The 394-nt window shown below is 74.1% G+C and carries 1 protein-coding gene; it reads left to right on the forward strand.

The features are described 5' to 3' along the window. Positions 1–370: hypothetical protein (locus JHD63_RS23015; protein ID WP_370590625.1), on the forward strand; the 370-nt coding region annotated here is incomplete at its 5' end. Positions 371–394 lie beyond the last annotated feature (24 nt).

A 394-nucleotide genomic window follows, 5' to 3' on the forward strand; every position in this document is an offset into this window, starting at 1 on the left:
CCCCCCCCCCCCCCCCCCCCCCCCCCCCCCCCCCCCCCCCCCCCCCCCCCCCTTTTTACTGATCCGGCCACCACCGCGATCTACACTAGGTTCTCTTCGTCGGCAGCGTCAGATGTGTATAAGAGACAGCCACCACCCGGTCGGCCTCGGCCAGCAGCCGCCCCGCGGCATCGAGCAGCCGCCAGCGCTGGCCATGCGGCACGATGCGCGCGACCGGCTGGCCGCCGGCGAAGCTCACGCCCGGCGTCGCCAGCCAGGCCGCGACCAGCCGCGCCGGCCGCACCCAGCCGGCGTTCCGGTGCAGCACGGCGGCGGTGCCCCTGTCTCTTATACACATCTGACGCTGCCGACGAAGAGAACCTCGTGGTGATGGCGGGGGTGGCGGGGGGGGGAT

This window comes from Xylophilus sp. ASV27, from assembly GCF_016428875.1.
Classification (GTDB): Bacteria; Pseudomonadota; Gammaproteobacteria; order Burkholderiales; family Burkholderiaceae_C; genus Xylophilus.